Raw genomic sequence first — 18,627 nt, forward strand, 5'->3', positions numbered from 1 at the left:
GCTGCGCGACAAGGCGGCGGCGGCGAAGACGGAGAACCATTGGCAGAAGCAGGCGGTGGCGGCGCTGGTGGACGACCTGTTCGCGCACCAGACGGCGCTGACGGTGCGGGTGCTGGAGGGCACCGCGGACGGCCACCCGGTGGAGGACTGGATCGCCCAGCGCCGCCCGGTGGTCGAGCGCGTCGAGCAGCTGGTCTCCGAACTGCGCACCCAGGCCAACGTCGACCTCGCCATGCTCGCCGTCGCAAACCGGCAATTGAGAGGATTGACCGCGGGGTGACGGCGATCGGATGGAGGGAGCCGGCAGCGTCTCACGCGGAGCGCTGCCGCTCCCGGTGCCGGGCGAGATAGACGCGGTCGTCGGCCGTCGAGAACAGCACGGCGAACGCGAGGCCCAGGGCGACGCCGACGATGGTCTCGAGCACCCGCTCCACCGGCAGGTTGACCGCCGTGGCCGGCGCGGCGAGGTAGGTCATGATCAGCGCCATGGGAGTCACGGTGATCTGGCCGAGGGCGTAATTGTACCCGATCACCACTTCCGTGATGAACTGGAACAGGACAACCGCCGCGATCAGTCCCCAGAGCGGCGGCGCCTGCGTCAGCACCGCCCAGGCGATGAAGACGCCGACCAGCGTCCCCGCCATGCGTTGCAGGGCGCGGCTCATGGTCACGTGCAGATGGCTCCCCTGCAGAACGGCCATGGCGCCGATGGCGGCCCAGGAGGGATGCGGCCACCCGGCCGTCTGCGCGATGAGCGCCGCCACCGCGGTGCCCGCCGCGATGCGGCCGGCGGCGATCACCTCATGGCCGAACGGCCGGTGCGGCGGCGCCGGCAAGGTCAGTCCCTCCAGTTCCGCGGACCGCAGCCGGTCGGTCGCCCGGCAGACCACCCAGGCCACGGCGCCGCCGGCCGCGGTGGCGAGGGCTTGCCCGGCCACCGCGTGCCAGGAGGCGACCGGTCCCAGCGCACCCGCCGACGCGAAGGTGATGATGATGGCCCCGGGCATGCCGAGCCGCCAGTGGGCGATGGCGAGCGTCGCACTCCCGGCGATGAGCGCAAGCAGCAGCAGTTGCTCCGCCGGCGACGCCCCGGCCCAGGAGCCCAACGACGACAGCAACACGCCACCCGTAAGCAGCGCGGCGCAGGCGGCGACGATCGTCGTGCGCCGCCGAACGGGCGCGTAGCGGCCGAACAGCGACGCCAGCGCCCCGAGCGCCGGGAACCCGATCAGGTGCGACCAGGGGGTCGCACCGATCAGCAGCGTCGCCGCCAGCACGGACAGGGCCGCCTGCGCCCCGGCGATCAGCGCGATGCGGAAGGACGGCTGGGGGGTGAGCGCCATCACCTCGCGCAGCTGTCGCCACGTCAGCAGGTGGTGCGCCGTCTTCCAGCGGGAAAAGTCGATCATCGTGTCGTCCGTGGCGGACATGCCGGATTCCGAAGCGGTGTACGAACAGAGCCGCCGCACGGCCGGTTCCGGCACGGCTGCGGCATCACAGGAATCCATCGACAGGTCGCCGCCCGTCCAATAATGATTGGACCGGTCCTGATAAGGTAGGCTTATGAGCGGGATAGAGCTTCGGCATCTGCGCTGCTTCGTGACGCTGGCCGACATCGGCAACTTCGGCCGCGCCGCGAAACGGCTGGGCATGAGCCAGCCGGCCGTCAGCCAATTGCTGAAGCGGTTGGAGGACCTGCTCGGCCAGCGGCTGTTCGACCGCACGCGCTCCGCCGTGGCGCTGACGCCGGCCGGCGCGCTCTTCCTGCCGCAGGCCCGCCGGGCGCTGGCCGCCGTGGAGGAGGCCATGGAGGAGGCGCGGCGCGGCTTCGCCGGGGAGGTCGGGCGGCTGCGCCTCGGGCTCAGCGTTCCGTCGCTCTACAACCAGGTCCCGGCCCTGATCCGCGCCTTCCGCGCCCGGCGGCCGGAGGTCGAGGTCGTCATCGACAGCGTGCCGAGCGGCGAGCAGGAGGGCGCACTGCTCGAGCGGCGCATCGACGTGGGCTTCAGCAACTTTTCCACCGCGGATCCGCGGCTGGTGCAGCGCCTCATCGGTGCCGAGCCCATGCGGGTCGTGCTGCCGCGCTGGCACGCCCTGGCGGGCGCGGCGGCGGTGCCGATCGGACGGCTGCGGGAGGAACGCTGGATCCTGCCGCCGCGCGCCATGGCGCCCGAACATGTGGACGAGGTCGACGCGCTCTGCCGCGCGCAGGGCTTCACGCCGCGCCTCGCCGCCGAATGCCCGAACTTTCCGACGGTGGTCGGCATGGTCCTGGCCGATGTCGGAATCGCACTGGCACCGGAGAGCTTCGCCGGGCTGGCCGGGCCCGAACTCGTGCAGGTCCCGATCGACGGGTCGGCCCCGTTGATCCGCTGTTACCTGACCTACCGGCGCGACGACGAAACCCCTGTCGTCCGCCGGTTTCTTGAGCTTGCAGAAACGTCGGCGTAACGGTCAGGCCCTCTCCCGTGCGGCCCCGGCCCCATCGCCAGGGATTGCGCCGCGCCGCTCTGCCGGGCTATACTAATATATCACTTACTCCGGAGTCCGCCATGCAGCCCCCCTATCTCGCCGACGCTTCCCGCTACGAGCGCATGAGCTACCGCCGGTGCGGGCGCAGCGGGCTCGACCTGCCGGCCATCTCGTTGGGGCTGTGGCAGAACTTCGGCGGCACCGACGCCTTCGCCGCCGGGCGCGCCGTGTTGCGCCGGGCCTTCGACCGCGGGGTCACGCACTTCGACCTCGCCAACAACTACGGCCCGCCGCCGGGATCGGCGGAGGAGAATTTCGGCCGCGTCCTCGCCACCGACTTCCGTCCCTACCGCGACCAGATCGTCGTCTCCACCAAGGCCGGCTACGAGATGTGGCCCGGTCCCTACGGCAACTGGGGATCGCGCAAGTACCTGGTCTCCAGCCTGGACCAGAGCCTCAAGCGGATGGGGCTGGAGTACGTGGACATCTTCTATTCGCACCGCGTCGATCCCCGCACCCCGCTGGAGGAGACGATGGGCGCCCTCGATCACATCGTGCGGCAGGGCAAGGCGCTGTACGTCGGCATCTCCTCCTATTCGCCCGAGATGACGCGCCGCGCTGCCGCGATCCTGAAGCAGCTCGGCACGCCCTGCCTGATCCACCAGCCCTCCTATTCCATGCTGAACCGCTGGGTCGAGGGCGGGCTGCTCGACACGCTGGACGAGCTGGGCATGGGCTGCATCGCCTTCTCGCCGCTGGCGCAGGGCATGCTGACCGCGAAGTACCTGGACGCGCAGCCGACCGACGCCCGCGCCGCCAAGGGTGGGACGCTGCGGGCCCATTTCCTGTCGCCCGAGAACCTGGCGCGCGTCCGCGCCCTCGATGCCATCGCCACGCGGCGCGGCCAGACGCTGGCGCAGATGGCCATCGCCTGGGTGCTGCGCGACCCGCGCGTCACCTCGGCGCTGATCGGCGCGCGGACGGTGGAGCAGCTTGACAACTCGCTGGACGCGCTCGGCAACCTGTCCTTCACGTCCGAGGAGCTGGCGGAGATCGACATCCACGCGGTGGATTCCGACATCAACCTGTGGCGCGCGTCCTCGACGGCCGAGGCCGGCTGATACCGCGCGGCCCGCGCGCCCGTCACCGGCCCGCCGGTTCCGGGATCGCGCAGCCGTGGCGCTCCGCGAGGTCGCGCAGCGCGTCCCACGTCACCAGATCGACGGGGATGCCGTGGCGCCGGCGGTCTTCCTGCAGCTCGCGCTCGGGATCGCCGGGCGCCATGACGCGGGTGCCGGGCTTGGCCGGCTGGCCGCGCAGGTCGGCGAGGAACGCCGCCATCCGGCCGTTGATCTCCGCCAGCGGCCGGAAGACGTCGGGCCGCAGCACGATGAAGAAGTGGCCGAGCTCCGCCGGCTGCGACAGGTCGGGGCCGGCGAATTGCGGCAGCGCCGCCCCGTGCAGCATGCCGGTGAAGGCGGAGCACAGGACGTCCACCACCGCCGCCAGCCCGGCCCCCTTGTAGCCGTAGGTGGTGCCGCCCAGCGGCAGCAGGGCCGTGGCCTTGTGCGGGTCGGTGGTGACGGCGCCGGCCTCGTCCACCGCCACCTCGGGCGGCAGCGGCTGGCCGGTGGCGCGGCGCAGGAAGACGCGGTTCAGCGGGATGCTGCTGGTCGCCATGTCCAGCAGCATCGGCTCCTCGCCCTCCACCGGCATGGCGAAGCTGATGGGGTTGGTGCCGTGGAACGGCTTGACGCCGTCGTGCGGCACCACGATGGCGTCGGCGTGGGTCATGCCGATGGCGGCGTAGCCCTTCGCCGCCGCCGCCATGGTGTAGCAGCCCGTCGCCCCGTGATGCGAGGAGCGTGCCACCGCCACCGCGGCGATGCCGGCCTCGTCGGCCATGGCGATCGCCTCGTCAATGGCGCGGTAGCTGGGCAGGTGGCCGAAGCCGTTGTCGGCGTCCAGGTGCCCCGCCGCCGCCGCCTGCCGGGTGAAGCGCAGGACCGGCTTCGGATTGATGCGGCCGGCCGCCAGCGTGGCGGCGTAGTGCGGCACCAGCCGCACGCCGTGGGTGTCGAAGCCGCGCGCCGAGGCGTCGACCACCGCGCGCGCGGTGGCCCGCGCCCCGTCCTCCGCGGCGCCGCCCTTGGCCAGCAGCGCCGTGATGAAGTCCTCAAGGGCGGTGCGGCCGACCCGCACGTCGTCGAAGGTTTCCATTCTGTTCAGTCCACCGACAGTGGGGTGAGATAGGGCAGGGGCTCCAGCACCCCGTTGCGCACCAGTTGGTCGAGGCGGCCCAGCGCGCGCCCCTGGGCGACGCGCAGGTGCTGTTCGAGACGCTCCGCCGCCTCCTCGGGATGCCGGGATTCCAGCGCGCGGACGATGTCCAGATGCTCCCCGACGAAGGGTTCGGCGCCGAAGGCGCTGCTCGTCGCCTCGTAGAGGACGGCGTTGGTGATCAGCAGCGCGTGGTAGTGCTGCAGGGTGTCCAGCAGGATGGTGTGGTCCGCGTAGGACAGCAGCTCGACGTGCAGTTGCTGCTCCAGATGGTCGAGGTCGTGCGGCGTCAGGTCCTCCACACGCTCCACCGCGTCCTCAAGCTCGCCGCGCATCCGCCGCAGCAGGGCGCCGGGGACCCGCTCGGCGGCGCGGCGCAGCGCCATCGGCTCCAGCACCCGGCGCATCTCGTACAGCTCGCCCATGCGCACCGCGGTCAGCGCCGGCAGCGTCCAGCGCGAGCGGCTGTCCTTGCGGATGATGCCCTCCTGCTCCAGCCGGCCCAGCACCTCGCGCGCCACGGTGCGGCTGACGCCGTGGTGCGCCGCCAAGTCCGTCTCGGTGACGCGCCAGCCGCCGAAGGCGGCGCGGGCGACCGTCTGGCGCGACACCTCCTGATAGATTCCCTCCCAGCTCGCCGCGGCGGTCAGCTTGCGCGGGCCGGCGTCCGCGTGCGCCGGCGGCGCCACGGCGGGGACGGCGGCCACCACGTAGCTGCGCCGGTTGCTGGCCCGCCGCACCAGCCCGCGCTCCTCCATCTGGCGCAGCGCGTCGCGGACCGGGGCGCGGCTGACCCCGAACTGCTCGGCCAGCCGCGGCTCGGTCAGGTGGTCGCCCAGAGCCAGCGTCCCCGCCGCGATCTGCCGCTCCAGCTCGGCCACCACCTGCTCGTTGAGCCGGGGGGCGCGGCCGGGGCCAGCCCTGGTTCCCGTTCTGGTGCCGTCGATGCTCATTCCCGTCCCTTCATGCCGTCCCGGGGGCTAGGGCGCGCCGAAGATCAGGTTCGGCACGACGAGGACCGCCTCGGGGATGAAGATGAGGATAAGCGTCGCCGCCGTTACTGCCAGGAAGAAAGGCACGGATTCCCGCGTGTAGGTGCCGAGCGGGCATTTCAGGATCGAGCACACCGCGTACATCGCCGCCCCCACCGGCGGGGTGAAGTTGCCGATCGTCGCGGCGACGATGAAGACCAGGCCGAAATGCACCGGGTCGCCGCCCAACTCGCGTACCAGCGGCAGGAAGATCGGCGTCAGCATGATGATCAGCACCGTCGCGTCGATGACGAAGCCCGCCGCCAGGATGAACAGCGCGATCAGGATCATGACGCCGTTCACGTTGTCGGTGACGTCGAGGATCGCGCCGCCGACCAGTTCCGGCACCTGCTCCAGGACGATGCCGTAGCTGAAGATCGACGACAGGACGATGATGAACATCACCGCGCCGACGTCGGACAGGCTGCCCTCCAGTGCCTCCAGGAAGCTCCGCCCGGTCAGCTTGCGGTAGGCCAGCACGCCGACCAGGATCGCGTAGACCACCGCGAAGGCGCCGATCTCCGACGGCGTGAAGACGCCCATGCGCAGGCCGAACAGCAGGAACACCGGGAACAGAAGTGCCCAGATCCCGCCGCGCAGCGCCCCGCCGACCTCGCCGGCGGTCAGCCGGCGGGTGCGCTCGGGGGCGTAGCCGCGCCGCCGCGCCGTCGCCCACACCGTGAGTCCGAGCAGCAGCCACAGCACCATGGCCGGCACGAAGCCGGCGGCGAACAGCCGGCCGATGGAGACCTGCCCGATGGTGCCGTAGAGGATCATGCCGATGCCCGGCGGGATGATCGGCGTCAGCACCGAGCCGAACGACAGCACGCCGGCGGCGAAGCCCTTGGACATGCCACGCCGCAGCATGCCGTCGCCCAGCATGCGCGCCTGCATCGCCGCGTCGGCGATGGCCGAGCCGGAGACGCCGCCCATCAGCGCCGACAGCGCCAGCGAGACCTGCGCCAGGCCGCCCTTCCACCGTCCGGTCATCACCGAGGCGAGGTTGAGCAGCTGCTCGGTGATGCCGGTCTTGTTCATGAAGTTGCCGGCGAGGATGAACAGCGGGATGGCCAGCAGCGCGAAGTTCTGCGTCTGCGACACGGTGAGCTGCACCGGGATGGTGAAGGGCAGGTCCGGGTTCTGCACGAAGAACAGCGTGCCGGAGATGCCGATGGCGAAGGCCACGGGCATGCCCATCAGGATGAGGACGGCGAAGGCGATGGCGACGATCAGCATGGCGACGTCTCCTCGCCCGCGGCCGGACCGGCGGCGTGGGCCGAGGCGCCGCGGATCTCCCGAAGCGCCCGCCGGACGGTGGTGACCAGCAGCAGCGCGGCGCCCACCGGCAGGCTCATGGTCACCCAGGAGTAGCTGATGCCGGGGATTCCCTGGAAGGTCCGGGCGCTGCTGACGTAGGACAGCCACAGCCCGGAGACGATCAGGAACACCAGGAACAGCGCGATGATCGCCAGGTTGCACCAGCCCACCGCCTTCCGCACGCCGGGCGGCAGATGGACGGTCAGCAGGTCCACCGACATCAGCGTGCCGCGCCGCCACGCCACGTCGGCGCACAGGAAGCACGCCCAGGCGAACAGGCAGGTCGCGACGTCCGTGGTCCAGTTGAGCGGGTGGTGCAGCAGGCGCGCGATCCCGCCCGCGAAGATCAAAGCCACCATGACCACCAGGAAGGTGCCGGCAACGGCGGCCTCGATCCGGTCCAGTGTTCGCATGCGTCGTGTCCCGGGTGAGTGGGGTGCGGCAGACAGCCCCTCCCCCTCAAGAGGGAGGGGCTATGAAGATCGGGCCTACTTGCCGATCTCCTTGTGCACGGCGTTCCGCGCCTCCAGGAGGTTGAGGGTCTTGTAGGCCTGCTCGCCGGCCTTGCGGAAGGCGGCGAGGTCGACGTCCTCGACCACCGTCATGCCGCGGGCCTTGAGCTGCTCCTTGAATTTCTGCTCGGCCTCGCGGATCTTCTGCGAGGTCTCCTGCCCGGCCTTCTGGCATTCCTCGACCAGCGCGGTCTGGTACTCCTTGGGCAGGCGATCGAAGAACTTGGCGCTGACCACCTCGAAGTTGACCAGCATGATGTGCCGGGTCTCGTTGGCGTACTTCAGAACCTCATAGAAGCGGCCACCGGGGATGTTGGCGTAGACCAACTCGACGCCGTCGATGGCCTGCTGCTGCAGGCCCGGGTACATGTCGCTGAAGGGCATCGCCACGGGCGCCGCGCCGAGCGACCGGATGGATTCCTGCCAGATCGGCGCCGGCGGCGTGCGGATGCGCAGGCCGCTCAGGTCGGCGGGGGTGCGCACCGCCTTGTTGGTGAAGAAGTGCCGGAAGCCCTGCACCCAATCGAAGCAGACGACCCGCAGGCCGCGGCTGGAGGCCAGCTCGTCCATCCACTTCACCATGCTGGGCGCGGTGCGCAGCTTGGCGACGTCCTCCAGCGTATCGACGAAGTACGGCCCGTTGACCACCGCCAGGCCCGGTACGTAGGTGCCGAGGCGCGCCGCGTCGGTGTTCTGGCCGACGTTGGCGCCCTGGCGCATCTGCTCGATGATGTCCTCCTCGACGCCGAGTTGGGCGCTGTGGAAGACCTGGATCCTCAAGCCGCCGTTGGTGCGCGCCTCGACCCGCTTGGCCCAGTTCTGGAACCCCTCGTGGAACGGCTCGCTGGGGCCGAGCACGTGGTTGAATCGCAGCGTGAACTTCTCCTGCGCCTGCGCTCCCGCCGCGGCGCACAGCGCCAGCCCCAGCGCCGCGCACGCCGTCATCCACCTGCCGCCCGAGTACGCCATGTCCTCCTCCCTCGTTGGTTGGTCCGCCGTTCTCGATGGGCGCGCCGCCGCGTGGCGCGTCACATGGTCTGCCCGCCGTCCACCACGAGGACGGTGCCCGTGGTGAAGGCCGACTCATCGCTGGCCAGATAGACCGCGGCGGCGGCCATCTCCTCGACGGTGCCGAGCCGGCCCATGGGCTGGCGGGCGATGAACTGCCGGCGCGTCGCCCCGGGGTCGCCGGTCGCCTGGATGCGCTCCTCCAGCGAGGGCGAGGCGGTGGTGCCGGGGCACAGCGCGTTGCAGCGCACGCCCGCGGCGACGGCGTCGCGCGCCACCGCCTTGGTCAGGCCGATCACCGCCGCCTTGCTGGCGCCGTAGGCGGCGCGGTTGGGGACTCCGGCGATGCTCGAGGCGACGGACGCCACGTTGATGATCGACCCGCGCCCGCGCTCCAGCATCGCCGGCAGGGCGGCGCGGATGGTGTGGAACATCGAGGTGACGTTCTGGTCGAAGCTGCGCGCCCAGTCCTCCGGCGTGCAGTCGAGCAGCGTGCCGTTGTGCACCCACCCGGCGGCGTTGACGAGGATGTCCAGCGGACCGGCGTCCGCGATGGCCGCGGCCACCGCGGGGGCGTCGGTGACGTCGAGTCCGACCGGCGTGATCCCCGGCGTCAGCCCAGGCAGATCCTGCATCTTCGACAGGGTGCGGCTGGCCGCGACGACGCTGGCGCCCTCCTGCGCGAAGGCCAGCGCCACGGCGCGTCCGATGCCCTGGCCAGCGCCGGTCACGAAGGCGCGCTTTCCCGCCAGTCGTCCGCTCATCTCCCCGTCTCCGTCGTTGCGGTGTCGGATGGGCGCCAGCTTCGCCAGCTTCATTGTCTGGTGTATACACTAGCCAAAGACGGTGACGAACGCAAGGGACTCCGGGAATGGCCGGCGGTGCATGGCAGCCCCGAATCCGTCGGCCCTGGCCCCGTATCCAAGGTGTGCCACATTGGCTGGCATGAACACGGATCCCACCCCGCGCGGGACGATGCTCGTCCCGCTCATCGTCGCCTGCGCGCTGTTCATGGAGAACCTCGACGCGACCGTGGTCGCCACCGCGCTGCCGGACATCGCGCGGTCGTTGGGCGAGGATCCGCTGCAGCTCAGCGCGGCGATGACGTCCTACATGCTGAGCCTCGCGGTGTTCCTGCCGGTCAGCGGCTGGGCGGCCGATCGGTTCGGCGCGCGGCGCGTGTTCGGCTCCGCCATCGTGGTCTTCACGCTGGGCTCGGTGCTGTGCGGCCTCGCGCAGGACCTGACGGCGCTGGTCGCGGCGCGGATGGTGCAGGGATTGGGCGGCGCGCTGATGGTCCCCGTCGGCCGCCTGGTGGTCCTGCGCAGCGTGCCGCGGGCACGGCTGGTGCGGGCGATGAGCACGGTGACCATGCCGGCGCTGGTCGGCCCGGCCATCGGGCCGTTGGTCGGCGGCTTCATCACCACCTACGTCTCCTGGCGGTGGATCTTCTTCATCAATGTGCCGATCGGCCTGCTGGGCTTCGCGCTGGCGCGCGCCTACGTGCCGGACGTGCGGGAGGCGGATCCTGGCCCGCTCGACCTTCCGGGCTTGGCGCTGAGCGGGGCGGGCCTCGCCGGGCTGATCTTCGGGTTCGAGAACGTCGGGCGCGGGGTGGTTGCGCCGGAAGCGGTCGCCGGAGTGCTCGCCGCGGCGGCGCTGTGCGTCGCCCTGTATGTGTGGCGCGTGCGGGGCCGGACGCGGCCGGTGCTCGACCCGTCGCTGCTGCGCATCCCGACCTACGCCGCGGCGGTCACCGGCGGCACGCTGTTCCGGATGGGCATCGGTGCCGTCCCCTTCCTGCTGCCGATGCTGTTCCAGGTCGGCTTCGGCATGACGCCCTTCGAATCCGGCAGCCTGACCTTCGCCAGCGCGGCGGGCGCGCTCACCATGAAGGCGCTGGCCGGGCCGATCCTGCGGCGCGTCGGCTTCCGCCGGCTGCTGATCGGCAACGCGGTGCTGAGCGGCGCCATCCTCGCCGGCTACGGCCTGTTCCGGCCTGACACGCCGCACGCGGTCATCCTGGCGGCGCTGCTGCTGGGCGGCTTCTTCCGCTCGCTGCAGTTCACCGGGATGAACACCCTGGCCTACGCCGACATGCCCGACGACCGCATGAGCGGCGCCAACACGCTGTCGAGCGTCATGCAGCAGGTCTCGCTGAGCCTGGGCGTGGCGACCGGCGCGCTGATCCTGCACCTCATGCAGCTTCGGCACCCCGGCATCGCGTCGACGCCGGACGACTTCGGCGCGGCCTTCGCGGCGGGTGGGGTGCTGGCGACCTCGGCGGCGCTGTTCTTCCTGCCCCTGCCCGCCGAGGCGGGCGAGGAGGTCAGCGGCCACCGCCGCTGCGACCGCCAGCGGGTGTAGGCGGCGTCGACGCCCCGGAAATCAGGTCCGCGCCGCCTCGCGCAGCTTGAACTTCTGCACCTTGCCGCTCGGCGTGCGGGGAAGGTCGGGGACGATCTCCAGCCGCTCCGGGAAATACTGCCGCGCGATCTGCTGCCGCTCCAGGTGCTCCGTCAGCTCCTGCTTGCTGAACGAGGCGCCGGGCTTGAGCGACACGAAGGCGCAGATCCGCTCGCCCAGGCGCGGGTCCGGGTAGCCGACGACGGCGACCGAGGCGATGGCCGGATGGCGGAAGATCAGGTTCTCGATCTCCACCACCGGGATGTTCTCGCCGCCGCGGATCACCACGTCCTTGGTCCGTCCGGTGATGCGGACGTAGCCCTCCCCGTCGATGACGGCGAGGTCGCCGGTGTCGAGCCAGCCGTCTTCCGACACGTTGTTGAGGTGCGGCCGCTTCAGGTAGCCGCCGAACACCGAGGCGCCGCGCACCAGCAGCGAACCCGCCGTTCCCGCCGGCAGCGCGTTGCCCTCGGCGTCCACCACCTTCACCTCCATGCCGGCGACCGGCCGGCCGTCGGAGCAGCCGGACTTCTCCAGCGCGCGCTCCGGCTCGGTCACCGTCGCCGCGCCGATCTCCGTCATCCCCCAGGCCGAGCAGACCCGCATGCCCATCAGTGCGTGCGCCCGCTCGATCAGCACCGGCGGGATCGGCGCGCCGGCGCAGTTGAAGGTGGCGAAGCGCTCGGCCGGCGGCTCCCCTGCCTCCACGGCGGCGCACAGGTCGGCGACGAAGGGGGCGGAGGCCATGCTGAAGGTCACTCCTTCGCGCCGAGCGATGCGCAGGGCGCGCTTCGGGTCCCACACGTCCTGCAGGACCATGGTGGAGTTCAGGATCAGCGGGATCATCGCCAGATAGCCGAAGCCCGTGAGGTGCGCCATCGGCGAGGCGCCGAGCACCACGTCGTCCCCGCTCAGCCGCATCGTCTCGATGTAGGCGTGCAGGTTGGCGAACAGCGTGTTCGACGTGTGCATCACGCCCTTGGGCTCGCCGGTGGTGCCGGACGTGTACATCAGCAGCAGCACGTCGTCCGCCGCCAACCCTCTCCCGGCCACCGGCGGCAGGCCGTCGCGCAGCAGCAGGGCGTCGAAGCCGTCTTCCCCTTCGCCGTCGACCACCACGAGGTGGCGCAGATGCGGCAGAGCCGGCAGCATGCCGCGCGCCATCGCCTCGTGGTCGAAGCGGCGGAAGCTCTTCGGCACGACGAACACCTTCGCCTCGCCGAAGTTCAGCATGAAGGTCAGCTCGTGCTGGCGGAAGATCGGCATCAGCGGGTTCGCCACGGCGCCGATGCGCACGCAGGCGAGCGCCAGCGCGATGAATTCCCAGCGGTTGGGCAGTTGGAAGGCGACGACGTCGCCGCGCTCCACCCCCAGCGCCGCCAGCGAGCGGGCGATGCGCTCCACCCGCGCGTCCAGCTCGCGGTAGGTCAGGCGGACCGGCTCGTCCGCGTCCTGGCCGTAGGCGATGAGCGCGGTCTTGTCCGGGCAGCGCTCCAGCGCCCGGCGCAGGTGCACCTCGATGGTCTCGTCGCGCCAGAAGCCGTTGGCCTTCATGGAGTCCAGGCGTGGGGCAAGCAGTACAGGATCGAACTTCATGGTCCCGTCCCTCAATGCGTGGTGTGGCGTCCGGCGGGTCAGCGCTGGACCAGCTTGCACTTCGACTTGGCGAGGGGGAGCGTCGCGTCCTCGGCCGGGATGACCGCCTTGACGTGGTAGTAGTCCCACGGCTCCTTGGATTCGGAGGGCTTCTTGACCTCCAGCAGCAGCATGTCGTGGGCGAACTTGCCGTCGGCGCGGATGCGGCCCTTGAACAGTCCGTCGTCGATCTCGACCGACTTCAGGCGCTTCATGACGGTGGCCGCGTCGTCGGTCCCGGTGGCCTCGACGGCCGCGAGGTAGTTGACGACCGAGGAATAGACGCCGGCGTGCACCATGCTGGGCATCTTCTTCGCGCGCTCGAAGAAGCGCCGCGCCCAGGCGCGCGTGCGGTCGTCGCGGTTCCAGTAGAACCCCTCGGTCAGCGTCAGGCCCTGCGCGGTGTTGAGGCCGAGCGCGTGCACGTCGTTGAGGAACATCACCATCGGCAGCACCGTCTGGCGCGAGCCGATGATGCCGAACTCCGCCGCCTGCTTGACCGAGTTGATGGTGTCCTGGCCGCCGTTGGCCAGCGCGATGACGTCCGCCTGCGAGCCCTGCGCCTTCAGCAGGAAGGAGGAGAAGTCGTGGTTGGGGAACGGGTGCTTCGACACGCCGACCACCGAGCCGCCGTTGGCGGCGACGATCTCGCTGGCGTCGCTCACCATGGTGGCGCCGAACACGTAGTCGGCGGCGATGAAGTACCAGCTCTTGCGGCCGGCGGCGATCACCGACTTGGCGGTGCCCGACGACAGCGCGTAGGTGTCGTACACCCAGTGCACGGTGTTGGCGTTGCAGCGCTCGTTGGTAATCGGCAGCGACGCCGAGCCGGACACCAGCGCCAGCCGGTTCTTCTGCTCCGCCACCTCCATGACGGCCAGCGCCACGTTGGTCGACACCAGCTCGACGATGACGTCGACGCCGTCGCGCTCGTACCAGTAGCGGGCGCGCTCGGCGCCGACGTCGGCCTTGTTCTGGTGGTCGGCGCTGACGACCTCGACCGTCTTCGCGAGCGCGGGGTTGCGCTTGGCGACGTCCTCGGCGGCCATCTGCGCGGCGATCACCGCGCCCGATCCGGTGAAGTCGGAATAGACGCCGCCCATGTCGGTCAGCACGCCGATCTTCACCACGCCTCCGGTGAGCGCCGGTTCCGCCGCCAACGCCGGACCCGCCGCCAGCGCGGCGGCCAGACACCCCGCGGCGAGCGTTGCGCGCCCTGCGGCTGATGTGGGTTTGTGCGTTCCTTCCCTGTTCATACCAACCTCCCCTGTGCGTTTGGCCGCAACGACGGCCGTTGTCGTTGTCCGCGGACACTCTCCGGCGCCCTGTCGCGCATGGTAGGTGAGGCGGGGGTATAATGTCAATATATTGACCAATATCCCCGATGGGCGAGCCATGCCGACACGTCCTCAAAACGACCCTTTGCCCAGGTCATAGGCCTATGAATGCAAACGTTATGCTGCAGGCGCTCAGTGAGCTTCCCAACTCGGGCCACCAGACCAATAAGGCAATATATTGACATATCGCCGGAATGGCGGCTAGCATCAGCCCACCCCCGACGAACGAGGATCGACCATGGACTTCAGCCTCACCGAGGAGCAGCGGGCGCTCGCCGAGGCCGCCGCGCGCTTCGCCCGGAACCGCCTGGCGCCCGGCTATCGGACGCGCGAGAAGGCGCTGTGCGTGGAGCGCGAGGTGGTGCTGGAGATGGGTGCGCTCGGCTTCCTCGGGCCGGAGCTGCCGGAGGCGTGCGGCGGGCTCGGCGTCGACTGCGTCACCAGCGGGCTGCTGCTGGAGCAGATCGCTTACGGCGACTTCAACGTGTCCTACGTGAACCTGCTGGTGTCGCTGTGCGGCCAGATCGTCGCCCGGCACGCCAGGCCCGAGGTGGCGGCGGAGTGGCTGCCGGCGGTCACCGCCGGCCGCGTCCTGATCGCCATCGCGCTCACCGAGCCCGGCGCCGGGTCGGACGCCGCCCGGCTGAAGCTGCGCGCGGAGCGCGACGGCGACGGCGACGGCTACCGGCTGACCGGCGAGAAGACCTCGATCTCCATGGCGACCCAGGCCGACGTGGCGGTGGTGTTCGCCCGCACCGGTCCGGAGGCTGACGGCGCGCGGGGGATCAGCGCCTTCCTGGTGCCGATGGACGCGCCCGGCATCACCCGCACCGCCTTCGACGACATCGGCACGCGCCCGGTCGGCCGCGGCTCAATCTTCTTCGACGGGGTGCGGGTCCCGGCGGCGATGATGCTGGGCGGGGAGGGGCAGGGCTTCGTCCAGGTCATGCAGGGGTTCGATTACAGCCGGGCGCTGATCGGGCTGCAATGCATGGCGGTGGCGCGCGCCTCGCTCGACGAGACCTGGGCCTACATCCAGGAGCGCGAGGCCTTCGGCCGGCCGATCGGCGACTTCCAGGGCGTCAGCTTCCCGTTGGCGGAGGCGGAGACCTTCTACGAGGCGTGCCGGGCGCTGTGCCTGCGCACGCTCTGGCTCAAGGACCAGGGGCTGCCGCACACCGCCGAGGCGGCGATGTGCAAGTGGTGGGGGCCGAAGCTGGCCTGCGAGATCATCCAGCAGTGCCTGCTGACGCACGGCCACGGCGCCTACGGCAGCGACTACCCCTTCGGCCAGCGCTACCGTGACGTGCTCGGCCTGCAGATCGGCGACGGGACGGCGCAGATCATGAAGATGGTCATCGCGCGGCAGATGAGCGCCGCGCACCGCCCCTGACGGGACGGCCGGGCATGCGCCTAGAGCTTCGCCATGTTCCGCTGCAGGCGGCTGATGTAGTGGATGAAGGCCAGCCGGTCGTCGAAGGAGAAGTCCTTCAGCGCCTCGCCGTAGAAGGCGTGGATCGGCGCCGCCAGCGCCGCCCACAGCTCGGCCCCCTTGGCGCTGAGCTTCACCTTGCGGGAACGGCGGTCCTCCTCGGCGGTCGCGCGCTCGATCAGGCCGTCGCGCTCCAGCCGGCCGAGCACGCCGGCGAGGTTCTGCCGGCTGACCAGCAGGTAGCGCGACATCTCGCCCACCGACATGCCCTGCGCCGCCTGCGGCCGCGACAGGGCGCCCAGGACCGACCATTGCTGCGTCGTTACGCCGAAGTCGTTGAGCGCCTGGGTGCCCTTGGTGTGCAGAGTATTCGCCGCCTGGAAGAAGCGAAAGAACAGGCGGTTGTTGATCTCGGCAAGTGCAGCCGACTTGTCCGGGGCGAGGTCGTTCATAAAACAGGCGTTCCCATGGGTGACGCTTCATTGGAACACAGCCGCGGTTCGGACGCAATGGGCGGCGGATCGCGCGTCTTTTCATACGAGAGGAACCGACATGCAAGGACTGGAGGGTAAGGTCGCGGTCGTCACCGGCGGCGCCGGCGGCATCGGCTCGGCGCTGTGCCGGCGCTTCGGCGCGGAGGGCGCCGCCGTCGCCGTCTTCGACATCGACCACGCCGCGGCGGAAGCCGTCGTGGCGGAGATCCGGGCGGCCGGCGGCGCGGCCGGCGCCTTCGCGGTTGACCTCACCGACCAGGACTCGGTGGTCGCCGCCGTCGCCGCGGTGGAGGACAACCTCGGACCCGTCGGCATCCTGGTCAACAACGCCGGCTGGGACCGCGCCGGCGCCTTCCTCGACACCGATCGGGCGCTGTGGGAGCGCATCGTCGCCGTCAACCTCTACGGCCCGCTGCACATGCACCACGCGGTGCTGAAGGGTATGGTCGAGCGCGGCGAGGGGCGGGTGGTCAACATCGCGTCCGACGCGGCGCGCGTCGGCTCCTCCGGCGAGGCGGTCTACGCCTATTGCAAGGGCGGCCTCGTCGCCTTCTCGAAGACCATGGCGCGGGAGCTGGCGAAGCAGCGGATCACCGTCAACGTCGTCTGCCCCGGCCCGACGGACACCGCGCTGTTTCGCGACTTCTGCGGCGAGGGCGAGTACGGCGACAAGCTGCGCAACGCGCTCGTCCGCTCCATCCCCTTCGGCCGCCTGGGGCGCCCGGAGGACCTGCCGGGCATCGTCGCCTTCCTGTCGAGCGACGACGCCGCCTTCATCACCGGCCAGGTGATCAGCGTCTCCGGCGGCCTGACCATGGCCGGCTGACCCCGCAACACCCCCTTCAGAAAGGATCCCCCCGTGGACTTCCAGGACATCCTCTACGTCAAGCAGGACGGCATCGCCACCATCACCATCAACCGCCCGGCCTCCTACAACGCGTTCCGCGCGCAGACCTGCGAGGAGCTGATCCACGCCTTCAAGGACGCCGACTTCGACAAGAGCGTCGGTGTCGTGGTGCTGACCGGCGCCGGCGACAAGGCGTTCTGCACCGGCGGCGACCAGGCCTCGCACGACGGCGGCTACGGCGGGCGCGGCATCATCGGTCTGCCCATCGAGGAACTGCAGAGCGCCATCCGCGACATCCCGAAGCCGGTCATCGCCCGCGTCAACGGCTACGCCATCGGCGGCGGCAACGTGCTGGTGACGCTGTGCGACCTCGCCATCGCGTCGGAGAAGGCGCAGTTCGGGCAGGTCGGGCCGAAGGTCGGCTCGGTCGACCCCGGCTTCGGCACCGCCTATCTGGCCCGCGTGGTGGGCGAGAAGAAGGCGCGCGAGATCTGGTACCTGTGCCGCCGCTACACCGCCGAGCAGGCGCTCGCCATGGGCATGGTCAACGCCGTCGTTCCGCACGACCAGCTGGACGCCGAAGTGCGCGCGTGGTGCGAGGAGATCCTGGAGAAAAGCCCGACCGCCATCGCCTTCGCCAAGCGCTCCTTCAACGTGGATTCGGAGATGATCCGCGGCCTGTCGGCGATGGCGATGCAGGGCCTGAAGCTCTACTACGAGACCGCGGAGTCCGCCGAGGGCGGCAACGCCTTCCGCGAGAAGCGCAAGCCCGACTTCCGCAAGTTCGCCAAGTAGGCCGGCGCCGGCCGCAGCCCCGTTCGGATCGGGCATCCACGACCGGACGGGGCTGCGCGGCCCGCCGCCGGTGGCAGGTGTTCCCCCCCTTCTCTAAATGCGACTTGTTCGCATTCTCAATGTGCCGTATATGCGGCGGAGGCGCGGCGTGGAGAGGGGGAGGGCATCCGATGACGTTCCATCCCAGGATGCAGAGCAGGACCGAAGGCATCACGGTGGTCGGCGACCTGCAATGGCGGGCGTGGAACGGCGTGATCGCCGACGTCTGGACCGTCGAGTGCGCGCAGGGCGCCGGCGGCGAGTACGTGTCGCAGGCGCCGCGCCTCGTCGTCGTCATCGACCAGATCGGCGACGGCGGCATCGACGTCTTGGCGTCGCCGGCCGGCAGCGCCGCGCAGCGGGCGACTGCGCGGGAGCCGATCAGCTACGTGCCGGCGGGCGTGCGCGTGTGGTCGCGGGTGGAAGGCGTGCGCCGCCTGCGCCACCTCGACCTGCATTTCGATCGGGCGGCGATCGCCGCCCGCCTGCCCGATGAGCCGGACACCGGAGTGCTGGAAACGCCACGCCTGAAATTCTCCGACGAGCGGCTGCTCGGCCTGGCGCGCCTGATCGCGGCGGAGTGCACGGAGCCCGGCGCCGTCCACGACCTCTACGGCGACAGCCTGATCTCGGCCCTGCTGGTCGGGCTGCTGCGCATCGCGCCCCGGACGGAGCGCAAGCGCGGCCAGTTGCCGCCGCGCCAACTGAAGCGCGCCATCGACTACATCGAGGACAACTGCGGGCGGAACATCCGGCTGCAGGAGCTGGCCGACCTGACCGGCCTGTCCGAGTCCTACTTCTGCTCGGCCTTCAAGGCGTCGACCGGCATGCCGCCGCACAAATGGCAGATGCGCGCCCGCGTCGACCGCGCCAAGGCACTGCTGGCCCGGTCGGACATGACGCCGGCCGCGGCGGCCGCAGCGGCCGGCTTCTCCGATCAGGCGCACCTGACCCGCGTCTTCCGGCAGGTGGTCGGCACGACCCCGGCGGCGTGGCAGCGCGCCAAGGCCGCATGAGGCAGC

18 protein-coding genes are annotated in these 18,627 nt (G+C 70.7%); 8 read left to right on the forward strand and 10 right to left on the reverse strand.

Going from position 1 to position 18,627, the window contains the following annotated elements; all coding sequences use genetic code 11:
* Positions 1-280: hypothetical protein (locus ACRWK7_RS35115; RefSeq protein ID WP_431862488.1), on the forward strand; the 280-nt coding region annotated here is incomplete at its 5' end.
* 31 nt (positions 281-311) lie between these two features.
* On the opposite strand, the gene ACRWK7_RS35120 is transcribed toward ACRWK7_RS35115, so the two are convergent.
* Positions 312-1,430, reverse strand: a complete 1,119-nt coding sequence (locus ACRWK7_RS35120) for an FUSC family protein (protein ID WP_431862490.1) — start codon at positions 1,428-1,430, stop codon at positions 312-314.
* 133 nt (positions 1,431-1,563) lie between these two features.
* Between ACRWK7_RS35120 and ACRWK7_RS35125 the strand changes: the two genes are divergently transcribed.
* Together ACRWK7_RS35125 and mgrA are read left to right on the forward strand one after the other, a co-directional pair.
* Positions 1,564-2,451, forward strand: coding sequence for a LysR family transcriptional regulator (locus tag ACRWK7_RS35125; protein WP_431862491.1), 888 nt, complete (start codon positions 1,564-1,566; stop codon positions 2,449-2,451).
* A gap of 101 nt (positions 2,452-2,552) precedes the next feature.
* Entirely contained in the window at positions 2,553-3,593 is a 1,041-nt protein-coding gene (gene mgrA / locus ACRWK7_RS35130; RefSeq protein WP_431862493.1) for an L-glyceraldehyde 3-phosphate reductase, read from the forward strand.
* A 22-nt stretch (positions 3,594-3,615) separates the two neighbouring features.
* Here mgrA and ACRWK7_RS35135 read toward each other — a convergent pair whose 3' ends face one another.
* The 6 genes from ACRWK7_RS35135 to ACRWK7_RS35160 all read right to left on the reverse strand — a co-directional run bounded on the left by ACRWK7_RS35135 (position 3,616) and on the right by ACRWK7_RS35160 (position 9,384).
* The gene (locus ACRWK7_RS35135) at positions 3,616-4,692 is read right to left on the reverse strand and encodes an Ldh family oxidoreductase (protein ID WP_431862495.1); all 1,077 of its coding nucleotides are present in this window, start codon (positions 4,690-4,692) and stop codon (positions 3,616-3,618) included.
* Between the two features lie 5 nt (positions 4,693-4,697).
* Positions 4,698-5,705, reverse strand: coding sequence for a GntR family transcriptional regulator (locus ACRWK7_RS35140; RefSeq protein WP_431862497.1), 1,008 nt, complete (start codon positions 5,703-5,705; stop codon positions 4,698-4,700).
* A gap of 27 nt (positions 5,706-5,732) precedes the next feature.
* On the reverse strand, positions 5,733-7,019 hold the full coding sequence (locus ACRWK7_RS35145) for a TRAP transporter large permease (RefSeq protein WP_431862498.1): 1,287 nt from the start codon (positions 7,017-7,019) through the stop codon (positions 5,733-5,735).
* Positions 7,013-7,513, reverse strand: a complete 501-nt coding sequence (locus ACRWK7_RS35150; protein WP_431862500.1) for a TRAP transporter small permease — start codon at positions 7,511-7,513, stop codon at positions 7,013-7,015. Before ACRWK7_RS35150 ends, ACRWK7_RS35145 begins: the two co-directional genes overlap by 7 nt.
* A 75-nt stretch (positions 7,514-7,588) precedes the next feature.
* Entirely contained in the window at positions 7,589-8,581 is a 993-nt protein-coding gene (locus ACRWK7_RS35155; RefSeq protein ID WP_431862502.1) for a C4-dicarboxylate TRAP transporter substrate-binding protein, read from the reverse strand.
* A 59-nt stretch (positions 8,582-8,640) separates the two neighbouring features.
* Positions 8,641-9,384, reverse strand: coding sequence for an SDR family oxidoreductase (locus ACRWK7_RS35160; RefSeq protein ID WP_431862503.1), 744 nt, complete (start codon positions 9,382-9,384; stop codon positions 8,641-8,643).
* Between the two features lie 181 nt (positions 9,385-9,565).
* Here ACRWK7_RS35160 and ACRWK7_RS35165 point away from each other — a divergent pair, with 181 nt between their 5' ends.
* Positions 9,566-10,987, forward strand: a complete 1,422-nt coding sequence (locus ACRWK7_RS35165; protein ID WP_431862504.1) for a DHA2 family efflux MFS transporter permease subunit — start codon at positions 9,566-9,568, stop codon at positions 10,985-10,987.
* Positions 10,988-11,008: 21 nt separating this feature from the next.
* On the opposite strand, the gene aliA is transcribed toward ACRWK7_RS35165, so the two are convergent.
* A complete protein-coding gene (gene aliA, locus ACRWK7_RS35170) occupies positions 11,009-12,622 on the reverse strand; it encodes a cyclohexanecarboxylate-CoA ligase (RefSeq protein WP_431862506.1) in 1,614 nt (537 codons plus the stop codon).
* A 38-nt stretch (positions 12,623-12,660) separates the two neighbouring features.
* Positions 12,661-13,917, reverse strand: a complete 1,257-nt coding sequence (locus ACRWK7_RS35175) for an ABC transporter substrate-binding protein (protein WP_431862508.1) — start codon at positions 13,915-13,917, stop codon at positions 12,661-12,663.
* A 319-nt stretch (positions 13,918-14,236) separates the two neighbouring features.
* On the opposite strand from ACRWK7_RS35175, the gene aliB reads away from it, so the two are divergent.
* Positions 14,237-15,391: a cyclohexanecarboxyl-CoA dehydrogenase gene (gene aliB, locus ACRWK7_RS35180; RefSeq protein WP_431862509.1), complete on the forward strand. Its 1,155-nt coding sequence runs from the start codon at positions 14,237-14,239 to the stop codon at positions 15,389-15,391.
* A gap of 20 nt (positions 15,392-15,411) precedes the next feature.
* Here the strand turns inward: aliB and ACRWK7_RS35185 are convergent, their stop codons facing one another.
* A complete protein-coding gene (locus ACRWK7_RS35185) occupies positions 15,412-15,882 on the reverse strand; it encodes a MarR family winged helix-turn-helix transcriptional regulator (protein WP_431862511.1) in 471 nt (156 codons plus the stop codon).
* Between the two features lie 100 nt (positions 15,883-15,982).
* On the opposite strand from ACRWK7_RS35185, the gene badH reads away from it, so the two are divergent.
* The 3 genes from badH (at position 15,983) to ACRWK7_RS35200 (ending at position 18,621) form a co-directional block, all read left to right on the forward strand.
* The gene (badH, locus tag ACRWK7_RS35190; protein ID WP_431862513.1) at positions 15,983-16,750 is read left to right on the forward strand and encodes a 2-hydroxycyclohexanecarboxyl-CoA dehydrogenase; all 768 of its coding nucleotides are present in this window, start codon (positions 15,983-15,985) and stop codon (positions 16,748-16,750) included.
* A 33-nt stretch (positions 16,751-16,783) separates the two neighbouring features.
* Positions 16,784-17,566, forward strand: coding sequence for a 2-ketocyclohexanecarboxyl-CoA hydrolase (badI, locus tag ACRWK7_RS35195; protein ID WP_431862515.1), 783 nt, complete (start codon positions 16,784-16,786; stop codon positions 17,564-17,566).
* Positions 17,567-17,736: 170 nt separating this feature from the next.
* Positions 17,737-18,621, forward strand: a complete 885-nt coding sequence (locus ACRWK7_RS35200) for a helix-turn-helix domain-containing protein (RefSeq protein WP_431862517.1) — start codon at positions 17,737-17,739, stop codon at positions 18,619-18,621.
* Positions 18,622-18,627: the final 6 nt, after the last annotated feature.

Source organism: Azospirillum sp. (assembly GCF_050789165.1).